Here is an 18,160-nt window from a genome sequence, read left to right as displayed (position 1 = left end):
CTCCAATATTAGTTATCTTTAATCGGCAATAGCTGCTCGACTCGGCTCAGTCTGGCGAGTTTAACCAATTCTGCAGGCGGATTGGAATAGCTAATTACAATTTGTTTTTTAGTTGCCAGCTCTACCAAGGCCAGTAGCCAGCTAAGTCCCGCCGTATCTACCTTGTTTAGAGCTTTAAGATCAACACGTTGCTGATTCGACGCTAATATTTCGAGAAAGTTTTTGTTTTGGTTACCAATAATGGATTTTCTCGTCAGCTCACCATTTAATTGCACATTTTCGCCATCAATTCGCGCAATGGTCAGCGATTCACTGCTCATTATTTTTCAATTCCTATCTCTTTCATGGCGTCGTCTTTACCGTTTTTCTTGAAAACGATGTCGCGTTTACTTTTCTCAAGCAACATTTCAGTAACTTTAGGCACCCCATTTTGAGCCAGTATACTGCGCAGTTCTTTTTGTTTTGCATCTAAAAGGCTTACACCTTCGGCAACCAGATCAAACGCCTGCCATTCGTTCGTTTTGGTGTTCTTACGTACCTTAAACTTCAGATTTATCGGAGGTCGATTACCATCAATAACGTCGACACCAACCATAACTATCTTTTCTTTGTCGAAACTTTTTTCCGGTTCAAACTGGATCTTCTGGTGATCATACAGGGTAAAAACCTGCGCGTAGGACGTTATCAGATACTCGCGAAACGCAACAATAAAGGCTTTAATCTCTTCGTTACTCGCATTTTTACGATAGTTACCTAACACTTTCAGCGCCGCATACTGATAGAACACGTAAGGCATCATTTCTTCCTCTACAATGCCTTTTAGCAAGTTCGGATCGGCTTTAATCTGTGCTTCTTCTTTGGCTAACCGATCAAAAGTAATCTGCGATACTTCGTTGATCATCTTATAGGGATCTTCTTTGCTCACCTCTGCCGCAAAAGCATTCGCTGTGAAAACCAAAACGCTTAGTAATACCGCTTTTAAAGATATAAATTTCATCATTTCCTCTTAATCGTCGCTTCCCTGACTAAATAAAAACTGGCCAATCATTTCTTCTAAGACCAGAGCCGACTTGGTATCTTCAATATAATCACCCGGTTGCAAAGTACCAATTCCCAGGTCTTCATCAATAAATCCAGGTTCCAATCCAAGATATTGTTCACCAAGCAAACCCGCCGTTAAGATCGACAGCGACGATGACTCGGAAAAACCTTCGTATTGAGAATAAATGCTCAATGTAACCACTGGCATATAATCGTCAGAATCCAGGGCAATCTTTTCCACTCTTCCTATGATTACACCGCCAACTTTGATCGGGGATCTGACTTTAAGCCCGCCTATATTGTCGAATTTAGCATACAGATTATACGTTTGGCCATTGCCCTGGATGCCTGCATCTGCAACTTTCAATGCTAACATCAGTAATGCCGCAATCCCTGCCGCTACGAATAAACCAACCATTAATTCAATTTTTTTTGACACCATGTCAATTCACCAATTTTCCTAACTTTCAATAACGCATCAAGCTACCTTAGCTGGTAAACATCAATGCCGTTAAAATAAAATCTAAACCTAAAACGCAAAGCGACGATTGCACTACGGTTGCCGTTGTCGCGCGACTAATGCCCTCAGAAGTAGGCACGCAATCGTAACCTTTATAGACGGCAATCCAGGTAACAACAAAAGCAAACACCACGGACTTGATCACGCCATTGAGAATATCATTATACAAGTCTACCTGGGCCTGCATAACAGACCAGAATGTCCCTTGATCGACACCTAACCAGTCGACACCGACTAAGTGAGCGCCGAGAATACCAACCGCGGAGAAAATCGCCGCAAGCAAAGGTAAACTGATAAAACCGGCCCAGAATCGTGGTGCAATAATCTGGCGCAACGGATCAACCGCCATCATTTCCAGACTACTCAACTGCTCAGTAGCCTTCATCAAACCTATTTCAGCGGTAAGTGCAGAACCTGCGCGACCGGCAAAAAGCAATGCCGCGACAACAGGCCCCAGTTCTCTTAATAAGGATAATGCTACTAATGGTCCTAAACTTGCCTCGGCGCCAAAGCCTACCAATATGGTATAGCCCTGCAACGATAACACCATACCGATAAACGTACCCGACACTAAAATAATCACCAGAGACAACACACCTACTGAATATAGTTGCGTCATTAATAACGGCATGCCTTTTCTTGGTGAAGGCCGATGTACGATTGCTGAAAGCAACATCAACATGGCTCTTCCTAACCCGGAGATAAGGGCAATGGTGTTGTGCCCTAACCTTTGAAAATATTCTAACATCCTTATTATTTTCCTATTAACTGCTTGGCGTAAGGCTCAGCCGGAAAATGAAACGGTACCGGACCATCATCTTCACCTTTGATAAACTGTTGTACCAGTGGTGATTGTTGCTGTCGAATTTCGTCTGCGGTGCCATGACCGATAATTTTCTGTTCGGCAATGATATAAATATAATCGGCGATGCTCATGACCTCAGGAACATCGTGAGATACGACAATAGAAGTTAACCCCAGGGCATCATTGAGGTCACGAATCAGGCGAACGATGACGCCCATGGAAATGGGATCCTGACCGGCGAATGGCTCATCGTACATGATAAGTTCAGGATCTAAGGCAATAGCCCGGGCCAGAGCCGCTCGTCTTGCCATACCACCGGAAAGCTCAGAGGGCTTCAAGTGCATAGCGCCACGTAAACCAACCACTTCAAGTTTCATCATTACCATCTTTTCAATGATGTCTTCGGGCAACTTGCTGTGCTCGCGAATTGGAAATGCGACGTTGTCGAAAACCGTCATATCGGTAAACAAGGCGCCTGATTGAAACAGCATGCTCATACGCTTGCGGCTTTCATAGAGATCATGGCGAGAAAGTTTATTGATGTCGTTGCCGGCAAACTCGATGTTACCCCGGGTTGGCTTTAACTGCCCGCCAATAAGTTTCAACAAGGTAGTTTTACCGATACCACTAGGGCCCATGATAGCCGTGACCTTGCCCTTCGGGATCGTCAAATTGATGCCGTTATAAATACAGCGTTGTTCACGATAGAACGACAGGTCGTTGATATTTACCAGATTATCCGTCATAAGGTAGCGAGATGTGTTCTCATTATCAGTTATCCAAACAACAGGATTCTACCTAAGCAGAATCGCCGCTGCAGCTTTAAATCGTAATAATTTGTAAACTATATCATTATTGAGCAGCAAGTGACCATTTCATCAATGATATAAGTTAGTTCGATTAAATCGATTGAATAGATCATTTAGAACGTTGAATTATTTCATCGAATGATAGCAAATGTCGGGTCACCGACCTGAGAATTCAAGCCAGTGACAACGATAGTTGTGAGCAATAATGCTAAGTGGAAGAGCATGACAGAAATTTTTGCATCAATCTCTTAGCGATTTTAAAACCCTGTAAGTGGATAGATGAATTAATTTTCTTTAAGCCAGACATCAACACATGGTGACTTTAAAAGTGATAACCAATTCGCCAGATTAACGCATCACCGTAATCGTCAACGCCAAGTTTATTAGAAAAGTAGCGATACTGCAGGCCGACATAAAACTTTTTCGAAACGTCATACCAGAGCCCGAACGCGCCATTCAACCCGGTATCACCGTTTTGGTAATCGGCATATTCGTGGTTGCGGGCAAACTCTATTTCATTCCAGTTAGTCAGCATAAAACTGGCACTACCAATATTGAAAAACCATCCCAGGTTCCAGCCCAACATTCCGCCGTTGTAACCGGAAATATTGTTACCAAATGGATCACTGAATGGTGAGGTAACATGATGGAAGCCCAGAAACGGTTTGAACCAATAGTTATCGCTACTCCACCCCAGATAACCAAAACCAAGTACCCGATTCTGTTCATCGACAAAACCACCAGATTCAGAATAATCATAAACCTGCCCGTATAAAGTCAGGTTGGTATGAACTCGGTAATGAGCGCTTGCTTTGAATGCTTGAGATCTGACTTCCGCGTCCTTATCTAATTTCTCCGCTTCCATAAAGCCATAAGCTTCGCCCCAGTCAAAGGTTATCCCGGCCTCTATTCCCCAGGTTATGTGGTCGTCTCGATCTTCGCTGACATCGATTCCATTATATCCCTGAGTCCCCTGTTTCCAGGATAAGTAATCAACATAGGTATTGGCGAAACCAAACTGATACTCAGCAGTAGAACCAGAAAACGACGCAAGTGTTGTCAGTAAGATAAGCGTTTTTCGCATTGAGCACCCTGGATATCGAATGATTAAAGCGTTGATTTATTGATTATTAAACGGATACCACGGCGGTTAAATATAGTGCGGCCGTATTTACAACTATCCATTCGCTAATACTAGCTGCAATTACGAAAAATCTTACCTTAGGTCAATGCCTTATTGGTCAAAACATGTACATTTTGTCGTTCTGATATGATTTTTGTGAATTTTACCCGGTTTATGCTTTTCATTTTGATGCTGACAAGCGACAATTTAGACAGCGAATATGGAGTACTGAATGTTCACAGAAATACTAATATTAATTATCTCACTGGCTATTCTGGTCTGGAGTGCTGATAAGTTTGTCTATGGCGCAGCTTCGGTCGCCAGAAATTTAGGAATCGCGCCGATGATTATCGGCTTAACCATTGTGGCAATGGGCTCTTCCGCTCCGGAAATGGTTGTAGCGGCAACGGCAGCCCTGCAGGGAGCACCGGATACCGCAATAGGTAACGCCATTGGTTCGAATATTACCAATATCGCATTGGTATTGGGTATAACCGCAATATGTAAACCTCTTCTGGTTTCTTCTTCAACCCTAAAACGAGAAATCCCGCTCCTACTTATCGTTACCTTTTTCGCCAGCGTGATGCTTTATAACCTTTATTTCAGTTTTGCTGAGGGTCTGGCACTATTGATAGGGTTCATTCTGTTTATCACCGTGTTGGTAATCATTTCCTTGCGTCAGAGCAAAGAAGAGCGAGACAAAGATCCAATGCTAGCTGACGCAGTTTCGGAAATACCCGAAGACGTTGGCACGATGGCAGCTTTGTTCTGGCTTATCCTTGGGATGACATTGCTCCCCTTGAGCGCAAACTTTCTGGTAGATTCGGCCACTAGTATCGCCAAGGATTTTGGCGTTAGTGATTTGGTCATCGGCTTGACCATCATCGCTATTGGCACCAGTTTGCCTGAATTAGCGGCTAGTGTCGTCAGTATCATCAAGAAAGAGGATGACCTGGCACTAGGCAATATCATTGGTTCAAATATCTTTAATATTCTCGCCGTACTGGCAATTCCTGGACTCCTCTCACCAGGTGATGTAGATCCACAGGTTGCCAGTCGCGATGTACCTTATATGATGGGGCTTACCCTACTTTTATTCTTCCTTTGTTTCAGTTTAAAGGGTAAATTTGTTATTCGACGCATTGAAGGCGGTATACTAGTTGCCGCGTTTATATTCTATCAATATCTGATTTTTTCCCAGATGGCATAGATAATGGCCGAATAAGGAATCCATATGACGTCTAATAACGAATTTATTGAGCTCGCAAAGCAGGTCATTGCCATAGAGCAAGAGGCCGTTGCTAACCTGGATCAATACATTGACGAGCGTTTCGCCAATGCCTGCCAGTTGATTTTTAAAACCCGCGGGCGGGTTATCGTTATTGGCATGGGTAAATCCGGGCACATTGGTGGCAAAATTGCCGCGACGTTGGCGAGCACAGGCACTCCGGCATTTTTTGTACACCCGGGTGAAGCCAGTCATGGTGACCTGGGGATGATAACCAGTGACGACGTGGTGTTGGCGATCTCCAATTCTGGGCGCACTAATGAAGTGCTGGCAATAATGCCGGTATTAAAACGTATTGGCTGTAATATCATTGCCATGACGTCTAATCCTTCGTCAACTTTGGCAACCCTTGCAGACGAGCATATCTGTATCAGCGTACCTAAAGAAGCTTGTCCGCTCGGATTGGCGCCGACTTCGAGTACCACGGCGACATTAGTAATGGGCGATGCTATAGCGGTAGCACTATTAAATGCTAAAGGATTCAGCGCTGACGATTTCGCCTTATCCCACCCAGGTGGCAGTTTAGGGAAACGGTTATTATTACGCTTAATCGATATCATGCATACCAAAGAGCGGTTACCGGTTGTTCGAGAACAAGCAAGTATCAAGGAAGCATTATTGGAAATGTCAGAAAAAGGTCTGGGCATGACCGCGATAATAAATTCCGAAGGGGTTCTGGTTGGTTTATTTACAGATGGTGATTTGCGGCGTATTCTCGAAACCGATGTAAACATCCATTCCGATACCATCGTTGAGGTAATGACTAAAAATCCAATTGTTGCTAAACAGGATATGCTTGCCGCTCAGGCGTTGAAAATGATGGAAGATAAAAGAATCAATGGCTTAATCATTGTCGATGAGCAACAGCGTCCAACAGGTGCAATGAACATGCACGATATTTTAAAAGCAGGAGTTTTGTAAACATGGCTGGATCGCAAACCGATACCTTATATGGACCGGTTGAAAGCAGAATTTTAAAGATTGCCAGTAAGATCAAATTGCTGGTGTGCGATGTAGACGGCGTTTTTTCCGATGGACGCATTTATTTAGGTAATGACGGCGAAGAACTGAAATGCTTCAATACCAAAGACGGGTTTGGTATCAAAGCATTGCAAAAAGCCGGGGTTGAAGTTGCTATAATCACTGGACGAACTTCAAATATCGTAACCAATCGTATGACCAACTTGGGCGTAAAACATCTGGTACAGGGAGAAGAAGATAAGCTTCCGGCGATGAAGAAAATTATGGAAACCTGTAAGGTATCCATGGATCAAGTCGCATACATCGGTGATGATGTTCCAGATATGCCTTGCATTATCGAAGCGGCGCTAGGCGTTGCGGTTAGCGATGCCCACCCACTGGTGAGTCAGCACGCTAACTACATCACCTTTTTAAATGGTGGGTGCGGCGCTGTCCGCGAGCTTTGTGATTTAATCATCCAGGCAAAAGGGGTAAGTGCTTCGGTGATAGGAAAAAGTCAATGACCCGTACACACGCCATTTCAACATTAATTTTCGTGATCGCCCTGGGTATTTACGGATATATGCAATGGCAAAACGCCAATATGCTTGATGCTCTATTGGCAACTGATGAAGAAAAGCCCGATTTTATCGCTAATGATTTACAGACCAGTAAGTTTGATAGTGATGGTAACCTGAGTCATACCATTTATGCGGAGCAAATGAGTCATTACGCCAACAGCGAAGAGACTTTGTTTAAGCATCCTTCTTATACCTTATATCCAAATGATGGCACGACACCTTGGAATATTTCTGCAATTGAAGGTAAGTTAATCTCCAATCAGGAATTGCTGCTTCAACGCCGGGTCAGAGCGGTTGCCGACCAGGGTGACAACTTTATTTCAGAAATCCACTCAAAAGCGTTACAGTTAGATTTAATTAACAATACTATTAGCTCGGATCAGACCATCATGATCAAAGGTCGTGATTTTACTATGTATGGGTCCGGACTGTTCGTCGATATCGACACGACAAAGATGACAATAAATGAACATGTACAAACCATCTACAAGAATCAATAAACCACTTTGGTCCCTGTTATTATCCCTTGTTGTGCTGATGCCTTCAGCACACGGTGCGCAATCCGACTTTGAACAGGAAGTGGTAATTCAGGCCAAACGTCAGGCCAGCGATTTGAAGAATAAAATCGCTAGGTACCTCGATGATGTAAAAATAACCCAGGGTAGCCTTACCATTACCGCTGACGTTGTTCAGGTTGTCAACGACCCGAAAACGCAGAATAAAAGTTATCAGGCCAAGGGTGAACCAACCCGCTTTAGTCAGCGTCTGGATGACGGCAAACTGATCGAAATCGAAGCGGAGGAAATTACCTATACACCCAGCACCAATACCCTGGTTATCAAAGGTAATGCTAAAGTGAGCCAGGAAGGCAGCATGGTTCAAGGTGACATCATTACCTACAACATGGTGACAGAACAACTCACAGCAGAAAGTCTTGATGATACGGTGACCACCATTTTGCAACCAGAGAAAAAGGACGAGCCGCAAAAGTCAGGTAGCGAACAACAACCTGAAGATGAACAGCAACAGCCAGAGCAGAACGAAGAACAACAGCAGAACACTGAGTCAGGTGAGGAGCAATAGCGTGGCAAATCGTTTAGAAGCCCGTCACCTGGCAAAATCCTATAAAAATCGTCAGGTGGTTAAAGATGTGAGCCTCGCGGTGAGTGCCGGCCAGGTGGTTGGATTGCTTGGTCCAAATGGTGCCGGAAAAACAACGTCGTTCTATATGATTGTAGGTCTGGTTCCCAGTGATTCCGGTTCCGTTACTCTCGATGAGGAAGACCTGACACTTTTGCCGATGCATGAAAGAGCGCGGCAAGGTATAGGTTACCTGCCCCAGGAAGCATCAATTTTTCGCAAACTCTCGGTGCGCGACAACATCATGGCAATATTACAGACTCGAAAAGATTTAGATAATGATGGTCGTGAAGAAAAACTGGAAAGCCTGGTTGAAGAGTTTAATATAGGTCATATTATTGATAATACAGGGCAAAGTTTGTCTGGCGGGGAACGTAGACGCGTAGAAATTGCGCGAGCTTTAGCGGCTGACCCGCACTTTATTCTCCTGGACGAACCCTTTGCGGGTGTCGACCCTATCTCCGTTAGCGATATCAAGAAAATTATTCTGCACTTAAAGCAACGCGGTATTGGTGTACTCATTACTGACCATAACGTCCGTGAAACTCTCGATGTTTGCGAACATGCTTATATTGTTAGTCGCGGCGAATTGATCGCCGAAGGAAACGCCGAACAAGTATTGAGTAACCAGCAAGTACGCGATGTCTATCTAGGTGAGAAATTCACGCTATAGTTAAATACGGAAGACATAAATTTTGATTATTGGAAGAAGTAAGTAGACTCAGATGAGACCCAGTCTCCAGCTCCGAATGGGGCAACACTTAACCATGACGCCGCAGTTGCAGCAAGCGATCAAGTTGCTGCAACTATCGACGCTTGACCTGCAACAGGAAATCCAGGAAGCCCTGGATAGCAACCCGTTGCTGGAAGTCGACGAATCAAGCCTGAATGCTGACAGTGACAATTCTGAAACAAATAATCTTGACTCGCTTGAAGCAAGCAGTAACGTCAATGGCGAAGGCGACGAAATCTCTACCAGTGATGCCCTGAAAACCGACAATATCCCTGAAGAATTACCTACCGATTCACAATGGGAAGATTCTTATAGTGCCTCGGTTTCGTCCGCAAGTTCCCAGCCTGCAGATGACAGTTACGTTTTTCAGGGTGAGACCAAAGATTCAATTCAAGACCACCTGCTGTGGCAAATGGAACTAACCCCATTTTCTGAAACCGATAAATCCATCGCCATTGCCATCATTGATGCCATTGACGATAAAGGTTATTTGACCATCAGCAGTGAAGATGTATTAGAAAGCCTGGGCAATGATGAGGTCGAGCTTGATGAAGTTGAGGCGGTACTTAAACGTATCAATATGTTTGATCCTATCGGTGTTGGGGCTCGCTCAATTGCAGAGTGCCTGATTATCCAGTTGAATCAATTTGCCAAAGATACCCCTTATCTGGAAGAAGCGAAAATGCTAATCGATAAGTATATCGATTTATTGGCGATACGCGATTTTCGACAAATCATGCGCAAAACCAAGCTCAAAGAGCCACAACTCAAAGAGACCATGCGTCTAATCCATTCTTTAAACCCGCGGCCGGGTGATGTCATTAATGAAAGTGACGACCAATATGTTATCCCAGATGTTAGCGTGTTTAAAAAAGGTGGCCGCTGGGTGGTAGAGCTAAACGCTGACAGTGCGCCAAAACTGGCAATCAATAACCAATATGCAGCCCTTGCCCGCTCAACATCTTCCAGTGATAGTCAATTTATTCGTTCTCATTTACAAGAAGCGAAATGGTTCATCAAAAGCCTGGAATCACGTAATGATACCTTGCTGAAAGTCTCCAATTGTATCGTTCAGCAACAACAGGCATTTTTTGAATATGGTCCAGAGGCCATGCGCCCTATGGTCCTGAATGACATCGCCGAAGCCGTTGATATGCACGAATCAACCATTTCCCGGGTTACCACTCAAAAATACATGCACACCCCACGGGGCATTTTCGAATTAAAATATTTCTTCTCCAGCCATGTCAGTACTGAAAATGGCGGCGAATGTTCATCCACTGCGATCAGGGCACTGATTAAAAAAATGGTGGATGCAGAAATACCAAGTAAGCCACTAAGCGATAGTAAAATTGCCGACCTTCTTGCCGATCAAGGCATTAATGTCGCCCGTCGAACTATTGCTAAATATCGGGAATCCTTGGCAATCCCGCCCTCAAATCAGAGGAAGAGCTTACTTTAACAGCCAAAACCGTTCTGAGGAGCCGAAAAATGCAAATTAATTTGTCAGGTCACCATGTTGAGATTACGGACTCTTTAAAAGGATTTGTGGATAGTAAATTTGAAAAGCTAGAGCGACATTTTGACCACATAAATAATGTCTATGTGGTACTGACCGTCGAAAAACTCCAGCAAATTGCCGAAGCCACCGTCAATGTAAATGGTGGCGAAATCCACGCTTCCTCAGAACATCAGGATATGTATGCCGCGATAGATAGCTTAATCGACAAACTCGATCGGCAAGTGATTAAACACAAAGAAAAAATATCGAAACATTAACTATATAACCCAATGAAATTAGAACAATTATTATCCCCGGACTGTACTGTGTGTGCAGTACCGGGAACCAGTAAAAAGGGTGTGCTACAACAAATTAGTCGAATCGCGGCAAATGCGTTTAAAAATGCCACGGAAAAAGAATTATTAAACGCCTTGGTTGCCCGGGAAAAGCTGTCCAGTACAGGTATTGGTAAAGGTATCGCAATTCCCCATGGGCGCTTACAGCAGCATCAGCAAATCATTGCCGTTTTAGTGACGACCGAAAAACCGGTTTCGTTTGATGCAATTGACGACCAACCTGTAGATATTTTCTTTGCGCTTTTCGTTCCCGAAGACCATTGCCAGCAACATTTGCAAACCCTGGCAGCCATTGCTGCTTTTCTTGGGGATAAAAGCAATGCTAAGCGCTTGCGTCGGTGTAAAAGCTCCGAGCAATTATTTAAGATAGCCACGGGTCAGGAAGACTAAGGAAGCTTCAATGAAATTGCTAATCGTCAGTGGCCGTTCAGGTTCAGGTAAGTCCGTTGCATTGCGAGTACTTGAAGATCTTGGTTATTACTGTGTCGATAATATACCGGTAAACCTGTTACCGGCATTAACCCATACGGTAATCAACGATTACGATAAAGTAGCGGTGTCTCTCGATGTGCGTAACTTACCAAGTAACCCAGAAGACGCCCGGGAAATTATCAATTACCTGCCAAATACCGTTGAACTCAACGTCCTTTATCTCGACGCCGATGATGATGAATTGATTCGCCGCTATAGCGAAACCCGCCGCCTACATCCATTGATCAAGAAAGATATGGCTCTTGATCAGGCGATTGAAATGGAGAAAACCCTTCTCGAACCTGTCGCCGAACGCACCGATCTGTATATTGATACCTCAATGCTTACCCCCCATCAACTTGCAGATATTGTTCGCGAGCGGGTGCTTGGTTCAAAGACCGGAAATATGGTTATTGTCTTTGAATCCTTTGGTTTTAAAAACGGTGTACCTAATGATGCCGATTTTGTCTTCGATGGGCGATTCCTGCCTAACCCATTTTGGGAACAAGACCTCAAGCATAAAACCGGCGCAGATCAGGAAGTAAAAGATTTCTTTGCCAGTCAACCGATCGTCACCAAGTTCATATGGCAAATCAATAGTTTCCTGATGACCTGGTTACCGCATCTGGAGCGTAACAACCGCAGTTACCTCACTATTGCCATCGGTTGTACCGGTGGACAGCATCGCAGTGTTTATATTGCCGAAACCCTCGCCAAGCATTTTGATAAGCAGGAAAATGATGTGCAAATACGGCACCGGGATCTCAATGAAAAATGAGTAAATATCAGCAGAAAGTCACCATAGTTAACAAGCTGGGTTTACATGCAAGGGCAGCAACGAAGCTAGCTAAACTCACCCAAAAGTTTAGCGCTGCGATTACCTTACAACTCGGTGATAAACACGCTCAGGCCGACTCGATAATGGCGTTAATGCTGCTAACCGGCAGCCAGGGTAAAGAAGTATTAGTAACTGCGGAAGGTGACGATGCAGAGGCAGCATTACAGGCTGTTTGTCAGCTATTTAGCGATCGTTTTGACGAACCGGAATAAAAATTCCGCTCCGACCATAAAATAGCTGAACATCTCGTTAACATAAGATACACTTGCCCTAACCAACTAAATAAAATCATTAAGATTTTTAATCGATCGCTTTTGCGCAGAAAAGCAACAAGTTAGACCGCAGCTCAGGGTGATTCATGCCAGAAACTTCAGAGCAAGAAATTAGTCAACAACGTTTTTTGGAAATCAATACCGCTCTACAAAGTGGTATGTTCGTTTACGTCCGAAAAATGTTTCAGACTATGCCTCCTTACGATATTGCTCTGTTACTGGAATCCTCGACATCAAAATCCCGTAACCTGCTTTGGCAATTAGTCGATCCTGATTTACACGGTGAAATCCTCGAAGAACTTTCTGAAGAAGTTCGTAAAGGCATTCTCAAAAGCATGGACCCGGAAAAGGTCGCCGCCGTTGCCGAAGGCATGGACATCGATGACTTAGCCGAGGTTTTACGCACCTTACCCGATGCGGTTTATCAGGAAGTTTTGCGCTCAATGGATTCCCAGGATCGAGCCCGGGTTGAGCAGGCATTATCCTACGATGAGGATACCGCCGGCGGTATCATGAATACCGATACCATTACCCTGCGCCCGGATGTCACCATTGACGTAATTCTTCGTTATCTGCGCTTAAAAGGTGAATTACCAGAAGCGACAGATTCCTTTTACGTGGTATCAAGAAACGATAAGTTTATCGGCTCGGTTTCCTTAGCCGACTTGGTGACAGCTCGCCCGGAGCAAACCATTGCCGATATCACCGACTACAATACGGTTCCGGTGCAGGTAAACATGTCCGATACCGAAGTGGCGACATTGTTTGAACGGTACGATTGGTTTTCAGCCCCTGTTCTAGACGAAGAAGGTCATTTGCTTGGCCGTATCACCATTGATGATGTCATTGATATTATTCGTGAGGACGCCGAACACTCGATGTTGAGCATGGCCGGTCTAGACGATGAGGCAGATACCTTTGCACCGGTTTTCAAGAGTACCAGGCAGCGTTCTGTATGGCTTGGCGTCAATCTGGTTACGGCCTTAATGGCTGTCGCCGTGTCTTCAATGTTCGAGGGGATATTGGCACAAATGGCGATTCTCGCAGTACTTAACACCCTTGTACCTAGCATGGGCGGTGTCGCCGGTGGACAGACGTTAACCCTGGTGATTCGTGGTATGGCACTCGGCCATATCAGTGACAGCAACGCCCGCAGTATATTTACCAAAGAGCTGGCGATTGGTTTTCTTAACGGTCTAATCTGGGCGATTCTGGTAGCCGGCATTGTCGCTATTTGGAAACAGGATTTAATGCTCGGCGGGATCATTGCCTTTGCTATGCTAATGAACCTGACGGCTGCCGGGGTAGCGGGCGTAAGTGTACCTATTCTATTAAAACGAATGAATATCGATCCAGCATTAGCTGGAAGTGTGATTCTCACCACCGTCACTGATGTGGTCGGTATCTTTGCATTTCTTGGCACAGCAACCTTGTTGCTCGGCCAGTAACAAACAATTATTGCCAATGAAGGAAAGTAGTTAACGTGGCTTTGTGGTTATCAGTAACGATTCTGTGCCTGGGCGCAGTAGGATTAATGTTATTAATCGTTGGCGGTCTGTTCAGTGCAATTGACGCCCTTGGTAAAAAGCACTATGTGTTTGGCTGGCTGAATTTTTTAATTATTCCAGCCATTGTTTATTGCGCATTACACTGGCGCGATGCCCGATATCCGGCAAAACTAACCTTTTCGGGTTTAGCTTTGCTTTTGCTTACCGGGCTTATTATTGTAATTTCTGAATTACTATAAACGCTATTGACCGGATACCTGCATCTGTTCAATTAATACCGAACCGGTTCTGATTGAGCCTCGCTCATCAAAATCGCTACCAGTTGACACCAAGCCTTTGAACATATCTTTGAGGTTTCCGGCGATCGTGACTTCCGCGACCGGGTAGGCAATTCCACCATTTTCTACCCAAAATCCAGCAGCACCTCGTGAATAATCACCATTAACGATATTCACCCCTTGTCCCATCAGCTCGGTAACCAATAACCCAGTTCCCAATTGTTTTAACATGGCATCAAAATCACCACCATTGGCCGATATTTGCCAGTTATGGATGCCACCAGCGTGACCATTGGTCTGGCGTTGTAGTTTACGTGCTGAATAACTGGTTAACAGAAAGTTTTGTAATACCCCATCGTTGATGATTTCCATATCAGCGGTTTTTACCCCTTCAGAATCAAAGCTGCTACTCGCCAATCCTTTGAGGATATGTGGGCGCTCGACGACATTCAGGTGCGATGGGAATACTTCCTCGCCCAGCGCGTCCAGTAAAAATGACGATTTACGATATAAATTGCCGCCACTGATTGCCGCGATTAAATGTCCAAATAACCCATTGGCTATATCTGCACGGAATAATACTGGCACTTTTTGGGTAGCAATCTTTCGGGTACCGAGGCGATTAAGTGTTTCCTTTGCTGCCAACTCTCCAACCCGCTTTGGCGACCATAATTGTTGATAATCACGACTTACACTGTAGGCGTAATCTCGCTGCATTTCGTCACCTTCACTGGCAATCAGCATACAGCTCAGTGAATGGCGGCTGCTCGGATAACTAACTAATTGTCCATGGGTATTACCATAAACCTTGAAGCCCTCATAGCTAGCAAAGTTAGCGCCGTCAGAGTTGGTCAGCCTTGTATCCAATTGTAACGCCGTCATTTCGGTTTCTTTGGCGATATCAATCGCTTGTTCAGATGTAAAGGCATGGGGATGGTATAGGTCTAAATCTGCTGGCTGATATTCCAGAAGCTCGGCATCAGCCAACCCTGAACAAGGATCTACCGATGTATATTTAGCAATTTCGATTGCCGCCTGAACCGCCTGTTCAAGAGCCGAATCAGATAAATCTGCCGTTGACGCAGAACCCTTTCGGCCTTGTTGATACACGGTAATACCTAACGCCCCATCATTGGTAAACTCGACCGTTTCTACTTCACCAAACCGGGTCGCTACACTCAATCCCTGTTGCTTACTCATTGAAGCTTCTGCAGCATCCGCGCCTAATTTTTTGGCTTTATCTAGGACATCCGCGAGGCGTTGTTTCACCAGTTGCATTTGTTCGGTCAGGGTTTGTGACTCCGACATGATTTAATCCAATTAAATAATCCACATTCTTTGATGCAAGCTTAACATAGACATCACCTTGATGATGAATAAAGTCAGGGTAATGATGTATAATTTTGCCATTACTTATTTATAAGCAGTCATCAATGAGCAAAAAACACGATATCGACGACCAACAAGATGAGGAAATCATCTACGTCAGCAAATCTGAATTAAAGCGAGACATGAAAGAATTGCAGGAATTTTCGGTAAAGATAACTAAGTTAAACAATAAGCAACGCGATTTGTTGCCGCTAAATGAAGAAGTTCGCGAAGCTCTGGTAATCGCCGATAAAATCCGCAACAAACATGATGCCTTTCATCGTAACATTCAGTTTATCGCTAAACAGTTATACAGCGACAATTTCGAAGAAGTCAAAACGGCTTACGATAAAATCACCAACAAACATGCCCAGGAACTTATTAAAGTTTCCAAACTGGAAAAAATCCGTGAGGATTTAATTAACGGTGGCAATGATATCATCGAAGAATTGTTGGCAGAAAACCAAGGCTTCGAACGCCAACGCTTGCGACAACTGACAAGGCAGGCGGCGAAAGAGGTAAAAACAGGAAAGCCCGGCAAAAGCTTTAAGGAGTTGTACAAATATCTGTCGGAGAATGTTTCGATTTAAATTAACTGCCAGGTATGACACAGCTTTGCATACGAGTCTGATTCTCGCTTACTGCATGCGGTGATGTTAGTTTTTCAGGAATTTGCGACAGGATACGTTGTTTACAGATATCTTCAAAAGCATAAGCAGTATCGAGACAGTTGTAATAATCAACACTGTCTGAATGCCCACCGGCAACGCTAAGACACAAGCGTTCCACGCCTGCCATGGCATCACCAAGCACAGAATCCGAAGATCGCTGAAATTCGGGTTCTGACGATGCGAATATGATGTCTAATTTATATAATGCTAAAGCCGATACTACCAGCAGGCCAAGCAGAAATTTGTTCATGCCTACTTCCCTGTTTGCAAAACCTTGAGACTACTTCCATTTGCTCAATATTCAACCTTAACGTGTTTAAGGAAAAATGACAACGCTAACTTGCTCCCTCGGCGGGAAAGTAAAATCGCTGTTAGCTGGCTAATTCTATAGAGGCGCCAGTGCTCGGAAATTAGTTTAAAAAGCAAACACTGTTAACTGGTGCCACCTACGGTCAACTCGTCGACCTTTAAGGTCGGCTGACCAACCCCTACCGGTACACTTTGACCATCTTTACCACATACGCCAACACCATGATCCAAGGCTAAGTCATCGGCGACCATACTTACTTTCTGCATGGCTTCAGGACCCGAGCCAATTAATGTTGCGCCTTTTACTGGTGAAGTGATTTTACCATTCTCAATTAAATAGGCTTCGGCGGTGGTAAACACGAATTTGCCACTGGTGATGTCTACCTGACCACCGGCAAAATTTGGGGCATAAATACCTTTTTCAACGGAAGCAATGATATCATCTTTGCTATGTGGACCGTTCAGCATATAGGTATTGGTCATACGAGGCATGGGCAAATGCGCATAAGATTCACGTCGGCCATTACCGGTTGGCGATACGCCCATTAACCGGGCATTTTGCTTATCCTGCATATAGCCTTTAAGAATACCGTCTTGAATTAATACATTATATTGTCCCGGCGTTCCTTCATCATCAATCGATAACGATCCGCGGCGATTGCTCATCGTCCCGTCGTCGACCACTGTGCATAATTCAGATGCAACTTTTTCACCAACTTTTCCGGAAAATGCCGATGAGCCTTTACGATTGAAATCTCCTTCAAGACCGTGCCCTACCGCTTCATGCAGTAATACGCCCGGCCAACCAGCACCAAGCACCACAGGTAATGTACCTGCTGGTGCGTCAACAGCGCTGAGATTCACTAGTGCCTGACGAACCGCTTCTTTGGCATAGAAATGGAATCGAGGCTCATTATTTTGTGCTTCAAAGAAATAATCGTAGCCAAATCGACCACCGCCACCACTACTTCCGCGCTCACGTTTACCATTCTCTTCCACTAACACAGAACAATTTAAGCGCACCAACGGGCGAATGTCGGTGGCATAGGTGCCGTCGCTGGCGGCAACGAGAACTTTCTCGTAAACACCAGAAAGGCTGACGATAACCTGTTTTACCCGCCCATCCGTTTGTCGGGCACAGGCTTCGACATCATGTAACAAGGCAATTTTTTGCTGCTGATTGAGACTACCAAGTGGGTTATGGGCGCTATAAAAACTATGCACTGACTGCTGAGAAAATGCATTTATCGTAAAGCTTTGATTCTCTCGAGTGATACCTCGAGCCGCATCTGCGGCTCTGTTCAGGGCGTTAAGATTTATGTCATCGGAATAAGCGAATCCGGTTTTTTCACCGCTAATGGCTCGCACGCCAACGCCACGCTCGATATTAAAAGAACCTTCTTTAACAATGCCATCTTCCAGCACCCAAGACTCATGATTTGAAGACTGAAAATACAGATCGGCGTAATCTATCTGCTTTTGACAAATAAAACTCAATGTTGATTGCAGATCATCTGCAGTCAACTGGCTACTATCTAATAGTTCTTGTTCAACAAGGTTCATAATTATCGAATTAAAACTTAATTTC

The 18,160-nt window shown here is 44.5% G+C and carries 23 protein-coding genes; 14 read left to right on the top strand and 9 right to left on the bottom strand.

From position 1 onward, the window contains the following. Positions 1-8 precede the first annotated feature (8 nt). The 6 genes from FNC98_RS02470 to FNC98_RS02445 form a co-directional block, all read right to left on the bottom strand. Positions 9-320 carry a lipid asymmetry maintenance protein MlaB gene (locus FNC98_RS02470; protein WP_143579774.1) on the bottom strand — a complete coding sequence of 104 codons (312 nt, stop codon included), beginning with the start codon at positions 318-320 and terminating at the stop codon, positions 9-11. Beyond that, the gene (gene mlaC / locus FNC98_RS02465) at positions 320-997 is read right to left on the bottom strand and encodes a phospholipid-binding protein MlaC (RefSeq protein WP_221932915.1); all 678 of its coding nucleotides are present in this window, start codon (positions 995-997) and stop codon (positions 320-322) included. Before mlaC ends, FNC98_RS02470 begins: the two co-directional genes overlap by 1 nt. A gap of 9 nt (positions 998-1,006) precedes the next feature. Further along, complete coding sequence (mlaD, locus tag FNC98_RS02460; protein ID WP_143579772.1) at positions 1,007-1,483, bottom strand: outer membrane lipid asymmetry maintenance protein MlaD; 477 nt, start codon at positions 1,481-1,483, stop codon at positions 1,007-1,009. Between the two features lie 46 nt (positions 1,484-1,529). Then, positions 1,530-2,309 (bottom strand): lipid asymmetry maintenance ABC transporter permease subunit MlaE, encoded by a 780-nt coding sequence (mlaE, locus tag FNC98_RS02455; protein WP_143579771.1) that lies wholly within the window; start codon positions 2,307-2,309, stop codon positions 1,530-1,532. A 5-nt stretch (positions 2,310-2,314) separates the two neighbouring features. Further along, positions 2,315-3,112 (bottom strand): phospholipid ABC transporter ATP-binding protein MlaF, encoded by a 798-nt coding sequence (gene mlaF, locus FNC98_RS02450; protein ID WP_143579770.1) that lies wholly within the window; start codon positions 3,110-3,112, stop codon positions 2,315-2,317. 385 nt (positions 3,113-3,497) lie between these two features. Then, a complete protein-coding gene (locus FNC98_RS02445) occupies positions 3,498-4,259 on the bottom strand; it encodes an outer membrane protein OmpK (RefSeq protein ID WP_143579769.1) in 762 nt (253 codons plus the stop codon). Positions 4,260-4,530: 271 nt separating this feature from the next. Between FNC98_RS02445 and FNC98_RS02440 the strand changes: the two genes are divergently transcribed. From FNC98_RS02440 to FNC98_RS02380, 13 genes are all read left to right on the top strand, one after another. After that, entirely contained in the window at positions 4,531-5,508 is a 978-nt protein-coding gene (locus FNC98_RS02440) for a calcium/sodium antiporter (protein ID WP_143579768.1), read from the top strand. 24 nt (positions 5,509-5,532) lie between these two features. Next, entirely contained in the window at positions 5,533-6,507 is a 975-nt protein-coding gene (locus FNC98_RS02435) for a KpsF/GutQ family sugar-phosphate isomerase (protein ID WP_143579767.1), read from the top strand. Between the two features lie 2 nt (positions 6,508-6,509). Continuing rightward, complete coding sequence (gene kdsC / locus FNC98_RS02430) at positions 6,510-7,070, top strand: 3-deoxy-manno-octulosonate-8-phosphatase KdsC (RefSeq protein ID WP_143579766.1); 561 nt, start codon at positions 6,510-6,512, stop codon at positions 7,068-7,070. Beyond that, positions 7,067-7,627 (top strand): LPS export ABC transporter periplasmic protein LptC, encoded by a 561-nt coding sequence (gene lptC / locus FNC98_RS02425; RefSeq protein WP_143579765.1) that lies wholly within the window; start codon positions 7,067-7,069, stop codon positions 7,625-7,627. The genes kdsC and lptC overlap by 4 nt, the downstream gene beginning before the upstream one ends. Then, on the top strand, positions 7,593-8,210 hold the full coding sequence (gene lptA / locus FNC98_RS02420) for a lipopolysaccharide transport periplasmic protein LptA (RefSeq protein WP_260680416.1): 618 nt from the start codon (positions 7,593-7,595) through the stop codon (positions 8,208-8,210). The genes lptC and lptA overlap by 35 nt, the downstream gene beginning before the upstream one ends. A gap of 1 nt (position 8,211) precedes the next feature. Further along, complete coding sequence (lptB, locus tag FNC98_RS02415; protein ID WP_260680415.1) at positions 8,212-8,940, top strand: LPS export ABC transporter ATP-binding protein; 729 nt, start codon at positions 8,212-8,214, stop codon at positions 8,938-8,940. 52 nt (positions 8,941-8,992) lie between these two features. Further along, positions 8,993-10,462 (top strand): RNA polymerase factor sigma-54, encoded by a 1,470-nt coding sequence (locus tag FNC98_RS02410; RefSeq protein WP_143579763.1) that lies wholly within the window; start codon positions 8,993-8,995, stop codon positions 10,460-10,462. Between the two features lie 29 nt (positions 10,463-10,491). Next, on the top strand, positions 10,492-10,779 hold the full coding sequence (hpf, locus tag FNC98_RS02405) for a ribosome hibernation promoting factor (protein WP_143579762.1): 288 nt from the start codon (positions 10,492-10,494) through the stop codon (positions 10,777-10,779). A gap of 12 nt (positions 10,780-10,791) precedes the next feature. Further along, entirely contained in the window at positions 10,792-11,247 is a 456-nt protein-coding gene (gene ptsN / locus FNC98_RS02400; protein ID WP_143579761.1) for a PTS IIA-like nitrogen regulatory protein PtsN, read from the top strand. A gap of 10 nt (positions 11,248-11,257) precedes the next feature. After that, a complete protein-coding gene (gene rapZ, locus FNC98_RS02395; RefSeq protein WP_143579760.1) occupies positions 11,258-12,106 on the top strand; it encodes an RNase adapter RapZ in 849 nt (282 codons plus the stop codon). Then, on the top strand, positions 12,103-12,378 hold the full coding sequence (locus FNC98_RS02390) for an HPr family phosphocarrier protein (protein WP_143579759.1): 276 nt from the start codon (positions 12,103-12,105) through the stop codon (positions 12,376-12,378). Before rapZ ends, FNC98_RS02390 begins: the two co-directional genes overlap by 4 nt. A gap of 146 nt (positions 12,379-12,524) precedes the next feature. After that, the gene (gene mgtE, locus FNC98_RS02385; RefSeq protein ID WP_143579758.1) at positions 12,525-13,886 is read left to right on the top strand and encodes a magnesium transporter; all 1,362 of its coding nucleotides are present in this window, start codon (positions 12,525-12,527) and stop codon (positions 13,884-13,886) included. 35 nt (positions 13,887-13,921) lie between these two features. Beyond that, the gene (locus tag FNC98_RS02380; protein WP_143579757.1) at positions 13,922-14,185 is read left to right on the top strand and encodes a hypothetical protein; all 264 of its coding nucleotides are present in this window, start codon (positions 13,922-13,924) and stop codon (positions 14,183-14,185) included. A 3-nt stretch (positions 14,186-14,188) separates the two neighbouring features. Here the strand turns inward: FNC98_RS02380 and pmbA are convergent, their stop codons facing one another. Next, positions 14,189-15,532: a metalloprotease PmbA gene (gene pmbA / locus FNC98_RS02375; protein ID WP_143579756.1), complete on the bottom strand. Its 1,344-nt coding sequence runs from the start codon at positions 15,530-15,532 to the stop codon at positions 14,189-14,191. 125 nt (positions 15,533-15,657) lie between these two features. Between pmbA and yjgA the strand changes: the two genes are divergently transcribed. Further along, complete coding sequence (gene yjgA / locus FNC98_RS02370) at positions 15,658-16,182, top strand: ribosome biogenesis factor YjgA (RefSeq protein ID WP_143579755.1); 525 nt, start codon at positions 15,658-15,660, stop codon at positions 16,180-16,182. A gap of 1 nt (position 16,183) precedes the next feature. Here yjgA and FNC98_RS02365 read toward each other — a convergent pair whose 3' ends face one another. Both FNC98_RS02365 and tldD read right to left on the bottom strand, forming a co-directional pair. Further along, complete coding sequence (locus FNC98_RS02365) at positions 16,184-16,513, bottom strand: hypothetical protein (protein WP_143579754.1); 330 nt, start codon at positions 16,511-16,513, stop codon at positions 16,184-16,186. A 182-nt stretch (positions 16,514-16,695) separates the two neighbouring features. Next, positions 16,696-18,135 carry a metalloprotease TldD gene (gene tldD / locus FNC98_RS02360; RefSeq protein ID WP_143579753.1) on the bottom strand — a complete coding sequence of 480 codons (1,440 nt, stop codon included), beginning with the start codon at positions 18,133-18,135 and terminating at the stop codon, positions 16,696-16,698. Positions 18,136-18,160 lie beyond the last annotated feature (25 nt).

This window comes from Thalassotalea sp. PS06 (genome assembly GCF_007197775.1).
Lineage (GTDB): Bacteria > Pseudomonadota > Gammaproteobacteria > Enterobacterales > Alteromonadaceae > Thalassotalea_A.
Note: the sequence above shows the minus strand (reverse complement) of the source record. Positions and strands in the feature narration are given on the sequence as shown.

Excerpts from the sequence above, each read along its gene's own strand:
- FNC98_RS02470 (WP_143579774.1), bottom strand. The coding sequence starts at position 320 with ATGAGCAGTGAATCGCTGACCATTGCGCGAATTGATGGCGAAAATGTG.
- mlaC (WP_221932915.1), bottom strand. The coding sequence starts at position 997 with ATGAAATTTATATCTTTAAAAGCGGTATTACTAAGCGTTTTGGTTTTC.
- mlaD (WP_143579772.1), bottom strand. The coding sequence starts at position 1,483 with ATGGTGTCAAAAAAAATTGAATTAATGGTTGGTTTATTCGTAGCGGCA.
- mlaE (WP_143579771.1), bottom strand. The coding sequence starts at position 2,309 with ATGTTAGAATATTTTCAAAGGTTAGGGCACAACACCATTGCCCTTATC.
- mlaF (WP_143579770.1), bottom strand. The coding sequence starts at position 3,112 with ATGACGGATAATCTGGTAAATATCAACGACCTGTCGTTCTATCGTGAA.
- FNC98_RS02445 (WP_143579769.1), bottom strand. The coding sequence starts at position 4,259 with ATGCGAAAAACGCTTATCTTACTGACAACACTTGCGTCGTTTTCTGGT.
- FNC98_RS02440 (WP_143579768.1), top strand. The coding sequence starts at position 4,531 with ATGTTCACAGAAATACTAATATTAATTATCTCACTGGCTATTCTGGTC.
- FNC98_RS02435 (WP_143579767.1), top strand. The coding sequence starts at position 5,533 with ATGACGTCTAATAACGAATTTATTGAGCTCGCAAAGCAGGTCATTGCC.
- kdsC (WP_143579766.1), top strand. The coding sequence starts at position 6,510 with ATGGCTGGATCGCAAACCGATACCTTATATGGACCGGTTGAAAGCAGA.
- lptC (WP_143579765.1), top strand. The coding sequence starts at position 7,067 with ATGACCCGTACACACGCCATTTCAACATTAATTTTCGTGATCGCCCTG.
- lptA (WP_260680416.1), top strand. The coding sequence starts at position 7,593 with ATGAACATGTACAAACCATCTACAAGAATCAATAAACCACTTTGGTCC.
- FNC98_RS02410 (WP_143579763.1), top strand. The coding sequence starts at position 8,993 with ATGAGACCCAGTCTCCAGCTCCGAATGGGGCAACACTTAACCATGACG.
- hpf (WP_143579762.1), top strand. The coding sequence starts at position 10,492 with ATGCAAATTAATTTGTCAGGTCACCATGTTGAGATTACGGACTCTTTA.
- ptsN (WP_143579761.1), top strand. The coding sequence starts at position 10,792 with ATGAAATTAGAACAATTATTATCCCCGGACTGTACTGTGTGTGCAGTA.
- rapZ (WP_143579760.1), top strand. The coding sequence starts at position 11,258 with ATGAAATTGCTAATCGTCAGTGGCCGTTCAGGTTCAGGTAAGTCCGTT.
- FNC98_RS02390 (WP_143579759.1), top strand. The coding sequence starts at position 12,103 with ATGAGTAAATATCAGCAGAAAGTCACCATAGTTAACAAGCTGGGTTTA.
- mgtE (WP_143579758.1), top strand. The coding sequence starts at position 12,525 with ATGCCAGAAACTTCAGAGCAAGAAATTAGTCAACAACGTTTTTTGGAA.
- pmbA (WP_143579756.1), bottom strand. The coding sequence starts at position 15,532 with ATGTCGGAGTCACAAACCCTGACCGAACAAATGCAACTGGTGAAACAA.
- yjgA (WP_143579755.1), top strand. The coding sequence starts at position 15,658 with ATGAGCAAAAAACACGATATCGACGACCAACAAGATGAGGAAATCATC.
- FNC98_RS02365 (WP_143579754.1), bottom strand. The coding sequence starts at position 16,513 with ATGAACAAATTTCTGCTTGGCCTGCTGGTAGTATCGGCTTTAGCATTA.
- tldD (WP_143579753.1), bottom strand. The coding sequence starts at position 18,135 with ATGAACCTTGTTGAACAAGAACTATTAGATAGTAGCCAGTTGACTGCA.